Origin of the sequence: Paenibacillus sp. FJAT-26967 (assembly GCF_001541095.1) — a bacterium.
Taxonomy (GTDB): Bacteria; Bacillota; Bacilli; order Paenibacillales; family NBRC-103111; genus Paenibacillus_F.
In genome coordinates, this window is the sequence record NZ_LMXH01000001.1 from 2,293,592 (window position 1) to 2,299,929 (window position 6,338).

Annotated in this window: 5 protein-coding genes and 1 pseudogene; 5 read left to right on the forward strand and 1 reads right to left on the reverse strand. The window is 46.1% G+C overall.

From position 1 onward, the window contains the following. Positions 1–37: 37 nt before the first annotated feature. The 3 genes from AR333_RS09830 to AR333_RS09840 all read left to right on the forward strand — a co-directional run bounded on the left by AR333_RS09830 (position 38) and on the right by AR333_RS09840 (position 2,291). On the forward strand, positions 38–1,240 hold the full coding sequence (locus AR333_RS09830; protein WP_068775060.1) for a glycosyltransferase family 39 protein: 1,203 nt from the start codon (positions 38–40) through the stop codon (positions 1,238–1,240). Beyond that, positions 1,230–1,706 carry a hypothetical protein gene (locus AR333_RS09835; protein ID WP_068775061.1) on the forward strand — a complete coding sequence of 159 codons (477 nt, stop codon included), beginning with the start codon at positions 1,230–1,232 and terminating at the stop codon, positions 1,704–1,706. Before AR333_RS09830 ends, AR333_RS09835 begins: the two co-directional genes overlap by 11 nt. 234 nt (positions 1,707–1,940) lie before the next feature. Next, on the forward strand, positions 1,941–2,291 hold the full coding sequence (locus AR333_RS09840) for a VOC family protein (protein WP_068775062.1): 351 nt from the start codon (positions 1,941–1,943) through the stop codon (positions 2,289–2,291). 292 nt (positions 2,292–2,583) lie between these two features. Here AR333_RS09840 and AR333_RS09845 read toward each other — a convergent pair. Further along, positions 2,584–3,396: pseudogene (locus AR333_RS09845) on the reverse strand (class I SAM-dependent methyltransferase). A gap of 369 nt (positions 3,397–3,765) precedes the next feature. Between AR333_RS09845 and AR333_RS09850 the strand changes: the two are divergent. Both AR333_RS09850 and AR333_RS25740 read left to right on the forward strand, forming a co-directional pair. Next, positions 3,766–5,988 carry a heavy metal translocating P-type ATPase gene (locus AR333_RS09850; protein ID WP_068775063.1) on the forward strand — a complete coding sequence of 741 codons (2,223 nt, stop codon included), beginning with the start codon at positions 3,766–3,768 and terminating at the stop codon, positions 5,986–5,988. A 218-nt stretch (positions 5,989–6,206) separates the two neighbouring features. Then, positions 6,207–6,338: helix-turn-helix domain-containing protein (locus AR333_RS25740; protein WP_216638971.1), on the forward strand; the 132-nt coding region annotated here is incomplete at its 3' end.

Here is a 6,338-nt window from a genome sequence, read left to right on the forward strand (position 1 = left end):
CGTAACGCGAGAACTTTATCGAGACGAGGCTGAACAAATGCGCTTCAAATGGATTTATATTATACTTTTAAGCGCTTTGGCGCTTCGGCTCACCTATATTTTCAGCAACTCGTTTCCCCCTCCGGTCGGCGATGCCATGTTCTACAGCAAGATGGCTAAGCAATTCCTGGAGACCGGAATGCTTGGCTATAATCAATCGGAGCCTAATGCATATGTCACACCGGGCTTTCCGCTGCTTCTTGCCGCCGTGTATACAATGTTCGGTACCGATCCGCTGGGGTTTCAGCTCACGCAAGTCGCGTTCAGCGTGCTCACGATAGGGGTTGTCTATCGGATCGCCCGTAAGTATCTGAGTGAGACGTTCAGTTTAATTAGCGCTGCATGCATGGCGGTTTATCCGAGTTTTATTTATGCCAACGGACTGCTTCTCACTGAGGTTACGTTTACGCTGCTGCTGGCCTCGTTTTTATTGTTGTTGCTGGAGGGAATACAAAGCGGCCGGCGTTTTACACTCGCTGCGGCAGGGATACTGCTGGGTCTTAGCGTTATGGTCCGGCCGACGCCTGCGGTACTCGTCTTGCCTCTGGTGCTTTATTTTGCACGTAAGCTTCCATCCCAAAAGCTTGTCGTGCGGGCGCTGTTTTATGTCGGCTTCAGTTCGTTTATCGTCGTTCTCCCGTGGTGGATTCGTAATTTCCTTTTATTCGGCGAACCTGTGTTATTTTCCACTTCCGGAAACAATCCTTTACTGTGGGGCGTTCATCCTTACTTAATTGGTTGGGAAGACACTTTCCAATCTATTTATCATTTGAATCCCTCTGAGCTTGAGCGGAATGAACTGTGGGGGAAGAAGGCGAAGGAGTTGTTTCAGTCACAGCTTCAGCAGGCACCATTTATCGAATGGTTAATGATCGGCAAGCTGAACTATTTCTGGAGAATGCCCTGGGTTGAAAACGGAGAAATTGCTCATCTATTCGAAAAATGGCGAAATCCGCTGCACCTTTTGTTCGTTGCGGGAGGCTGGCTTGGATTGACGGCGAGTGTTTTGCGAAAGCATCCAACCGGTTGGCTGGCTCTGGTCATCGTTGTTTATACGATACTGCATCAAATCATGCTGCCTATTCCCCGGTATGCTTACCCGATCATGCCCTACATGATACTCTTTTTCTGTTTTGGAATGAGTCTGCTTTATGATGCGGTTAACAAGAGAGTAAAGAAGGCGAATCGACATGCTTTATAAAGGCTGTGCAGGAGTCATCGTCTTGTTTGCCGCCCTTGTCTTGTACAGCGTATTTATCTTCGACCGGGAAAAGGGAGAGCTGGAATGGAGAGAGGCTCAGGCAGAGAAAACTGCGGAAATCACCTACACAGATTTTGAAAATTGGACGGCTTACAACATCAGCAAAGAGGGAAGTCAGTGGACCTCCACCACCAATGACCCGATCTTGATCGGTCCTACCATGGTGACCTCTCAAGCCAAACAAACTTATTTGCGCATCGAGTTGTCGGTAAATGGCGCAGGTGAGGTTCAAGTGTTCTGGAGGGGAACCGGAGAATCGTTTTCGGAAGCAAGAAGTAAAGTATTCTCCGGCAAGACGATCGAAATAATGGTCGATGGCGATGTGGAGCAGATTCGAATCGATCCTGCTATGAAACCGGGAGTGGATTTCGCTGTGCATAGGGTGCGTATTATGAAGTACCGTTAGTTTGTAAGATTCGTCGGCGGCATGGAAGAGTGAAGCGGACATCGAAGGAGAGGGGGGCCGATTGGCTCCCTCTTTTTGTGTTTGGCTGCTGATGCGCCATACGAGCTGAGCTGTATCCTGTCGCATTCGTTTATTGCATACAGGCAATATAGAGGGCAAAGGATTTTAAAACAGAATCTCGAATATCTGACATAATCAGTTATCCAGAAATTTAATAGGGAGGAGCTAGACACGATGATAAAAGGTTTTGGAGGAATATTTTGGAGGACCAGGAATATGGAAATTACAAAAAAATGGTACAGTGAAGTCTTGAAGATAGATATAGAAAATTGGAATGGGACTGTGATAAAAGCTCAATTAGGAAATGAGACTATCTTTTCATTCTTTGCCGAGAATGACAGTTATTTTCCCACAGAACAACAAGTCATGCTAAATTTCCAAGTACATAACCTAAACGAGACTATTAAGCATCTTGAACAAATTGGTGTATCGCTTGCAAAGAAAAAAGAGGTTAGTGAATTTGGACAGTTCATTTGGATTGAAGATCCTGATGGTCGACTGGTCGAGCTTTGGGAGAAATCGTAACTCATCAACCGTCGAGAAAAATGAAGACTTGTTAGAGGCCAAGCAGCATACATTAGCCGATTTGATGCAAGTATAATTTCCAGATTGCAATGTGAACCGGAAGTCGGTGTGATTATACCGTATTACAAATACGAAAAACGAAGAAAATCAAAAATTAAAGGCATTTTGCTTATATCCAAGCAAAGTGCCTTTAATTCAGGAGATAATAGTCATAGTTTCATCGGTTTTCTTGATTGTTTGAATCTTCATGCTTTAACTCACTTGTTCTTTCCTTATTAAGATACGGCGAGTATTATAGTTTTCTTGCTTTGATTACAAAAGTTACTGGAAGCATCCTTGCTTTTTTCGCAAAATCGCTGTTATCACCCCGCGATTGTATGATCTCCTCATCCGATTCTTCAATCATTTCCTCTATGACGAATCCCGCTTTTGCCAATGCATTCACATAGGTGGATAGCTTACGATCCGATAAGGTTATCTCACCTTTATCCAGCGAGACCGAATACCAAGATTCATCGAAATAATTTTTTTTAAAAACGAGGCTATCCTTTTCTGCAGCAACACATTTATGTATAGGGTGAGACCAGCTGAAAATAAAGACACCATCTTTTTTAAGATACGAAGCGATCCGGCCAAAAGTACCCTCAAGATCAGTGGTCCAGCCTATGGCATAAATTGAGTATACAAAGTCAAAATAATCTAAAGGTATGCCGCATTCTTCTTCCATTGGAGAACAGATGAATTTTGCCGAGAGGCCGCATGTCTTCAAATGCTAGGCTGCCTTTTCGATTTGTTTTTCCGATATATCCAGAGCCCACAGTTCAGATGCTTGGCGTTCCCCCTGATATTGCAAGGATTGACCGTTTCCACAGCCGATCTCCAGCATCTTTTTCCCTGAGACTTCGCCAAAGAGTCGGCATCTTTCTTCGGAGACGTATTGTCCGTAAAAAGGCAACACGATTGCTCCTAAGAAGTCATTTCCCTGTGTGTCCCAATAGAAGCTGTTTGTTTCATAAACCGAATTCTTGTCCAAGTCGACCGAGTTAGCATGGCCAACCTCGCCTGCGCCTATAACGTTAGGTTTATGCACCGGGTTCTTATCCATTCCAACGCCCTTTCCAAATGTATATAGTATTAGTTATAACGTATATCCTAACTTACGCGTTACCCGATAACCCAGTTCAAACACGAACACTTGTGCTATTGGTTCCAAATAATGTACCAGTTTTCTCGGAACTTATCCATCCAAAATATTCCACCCGGCATCATTAGTCTTTACGAAGCATTCATGCTCAATAGTGAAGAACTCAGAAACGCCTAACACAAATTATCAAAGAACAAGATAAAATTTAATATATTTTTTTCCTTTTATAGACGATTTTTCCTCGAATTTGTTGACAGAGCAAGACATCAAGAATATATTATATATGAACAAGTGCTCATATATAGTTCTTCTGAAGGGGTGAGACAATAGATGGAAACGGGTGTTTCTGCTGTTAAACGAAAATTGGTGCTGGAAGGTCTGGATTGCGCGAACTGTGCTTTGAAAATCGAGAACGGTGTTCAGAAAATTGATGGGGTTTGGGCTTGTTCGGTGAATTTTGCAAACCAGACGTTAACTGTAGAGATGGCGCCGGAACGTTCGGATGACATTCTTGAGCAGACGAAGAAAAAGATTCGTACACTTGAGCCTGGTATAAAAGTAGTGGAATATGGAATGGGGGGAAGCCGAAAAAGAGGACCTTCCGAACATAATCACGCCCACGATCATAATCACAGCCATGATCACTTTGCCGAAGCAGCGGATGATGGCCACGGACATACTCATGACCATGGATCGCAAGGCATTAAAATCATCGCCGCACGGCTGATTGCAGGACTTCTCGTTGGGGCGGCGGCGTTCGCATTAACCTTGAGCCCGGAACTTGAACTGATCCTGTTTTTTGCCTCCTATCTCATTGTGGGCGGAGATATTGTTTTCAAAGCACTGAAGAACATCGTAAGAGGTCAAGTGTTCGATGAATATTTCCTCATGTCGATCGCGACTGTCGGTGCTTTTGCAATTGGAGAGTATCCCGAAGGCGTAGCTGTTATGCTCTTTTATCAGGTTGGCGAGCTGTTCCAAAGCATTGCAGTCAACCGGTCGCGGAAATCGATCAGTGCGCTGATGGATATCAGACCCGATTTTGCTAATTTGAAAACAGCCGGCGGAATCAAACGAGTGAGTCCGGAGGAAGTGCGGATCGGCGATTCCATTGTCGTGCGACCCGGTGAAAAGGTCCCTCTAGACGGCAAAGTCATCGAGGGGAATTCAGCAATGGATACCTCCGCTTTGACCGGCGAGTCCGTGCCGCGTGAAGTGACTGCGGGGGAGGATGTGCTGAGCGGCTTCGTCAATAAAAACGGGGTTCTGACGGTCGAAGTTTCGAAAGTATTTGGGGAGTCAACTGTCGCCAAAATTTTGGACTTGGTGGAAAACGCGAGCAGTAAAAAGGCGCCGACTGAAAACTTTATTACGAAGTTTGCACGTTACTATACGCCTTTTGTCGTTATTGTAGCCGTGATGCTGGCCGTTTTGCCGCCCCTGCTCTTGAGTGGAGCGACTTTCACGGATTGGGTGTACCGGGCTTTGGTGTTCCTAGTGATTTCCTGCCCCTGTGCACTGGTGGTTTCAATACCGCTCGGCTTCTTCGGCGGCATCGGGGCTTCCTCGAAGAACGGCGTCCTAGTAAAGGGCAGCAATTATCTGGAAGCGTTGAATGACGTCAAATACGTTGTATTTGATAAAACGGGAACGCTGACTAAAGGTGCATTTAAAGTAACCGGTATTTATCCGCAAAACGGAGGAACCGAAGGAGAGCTGCTACGCCAGGCAGCTTTTGCCGAAATGCACTCCACCCATCCGATTGCAGAGTCCATCAGGGAAGCTTACGGACAGGAATTAAATGAAGAGTTGCTTTCGGATTACGATGAAATATCGGGACACGGCATCCAGGTTATGTTCGAAGGCAAGCAAGTGCTGGCTGGGAACGCAAAGCTCATGAAACGGGAAAATGTCGATTTCGCTGCACCATCCGAACTCGGCACACTCGTGCATATTGCGATTGACAAACAATATGCCGGTTATTTGGTTATTGCCGACGAGGTCAAAGAGGACTCGGCCAAGGCGATTCGTCTGCTAAAAGATCTCGGCGTAAAGAAGATTGTTATGCTAACGGGAGACATCAAGGCAGTAGGTGAGGCGGTCGGCAAAAAATTAGGTGTGGACGAGGTTCGGTCCGAACTGCTGCCGCAGCAGAAGGTCGAAGAGCTGGAGAAGATCGACCGTCAAAAATCGAGCAAAGAAAAGATCGTATTCGTCGGGGACGGCATCAACGACACGCCGGTTTTGGCCAGAGCGGACGTAGGCGTGGCAATGGGGGGCCTCGGGTCCGATGCGGCCATTGAAGCCGCTGATATCGTCATCATGACTGACGAGCCTTCCAAGCTGGCTTCCGCGATCTATATTGCGAAGAGAACCCGGCGCATTGTATGGCAGAACATCCTTTTTGCACTGCTCGTCAAAGCGGTCTTCCTGCTCTTGGGCGCGTTCGGAATTGCGACCATGTGGGAAGCGGTATTCTCTGATGTGGGTGTCACCCTGCTCGCCGTGTTGAACGCCATGCGCGTATTGAAGATCAAACCTAATTTGGTTTAAAAGAGTACCCTGACGGCTGTTCATTCGTTAGGATAACTCGGCCTTGTTCGGGGAAATGGATCGCAAAATCTTGCTTGATCGTAAATGAAGCAACCAAACAAGGACTGTCCCGCAATGATATGCTCCCCTTTAAGTAGACAGGTTTAATAAATAAACCGACTACTTGGAGGGGGCATTTCTTTTTGGCATACATACATGAATATAATGGGACCGAGAAAATGGCGATCATAGAGGAGCTTCAAACAGGTGAAGCCACTCGGAAGGAGATCGCCGACAAATACAACATCAGTGTAGGTACACTGGTGAAATGGCGGCATCGGTATGAGTTATACGGGATTGAAGGATTGGAA

Bases quoted from the DNA above. Each gene is read 5' to 3' on its own strand.
- AR333_RS09850 (WP_068775063.1), top strand. From the start codon at position 3,766: ATGGAAACGGGTGTTTCTGCTGTTAAACGAAAATTGGTGCTGGAAGGT.
- AR333_RS09840 (WP_068775062.1), top strand. From the start codon at position 1,941: ATGATAAAAGGTTTTGGAGGAATATTTTGGAGGACCAGGAATATGGAA.
- AR333_RS09835 (WP_068775061.1), top strand. From the start codon at position 1,230: ATGCTTTATAAAGGCTGTGCAGGAGTCATCGTCTTGTTTGCCGCCCTT.
- AR333_RS09830 (WP_068775060.1), top strand. From the start codon at position 38: ATGCGCTTCAAATGGATTTATATTATACTTTTAAGCGCTTTGGCGCTT.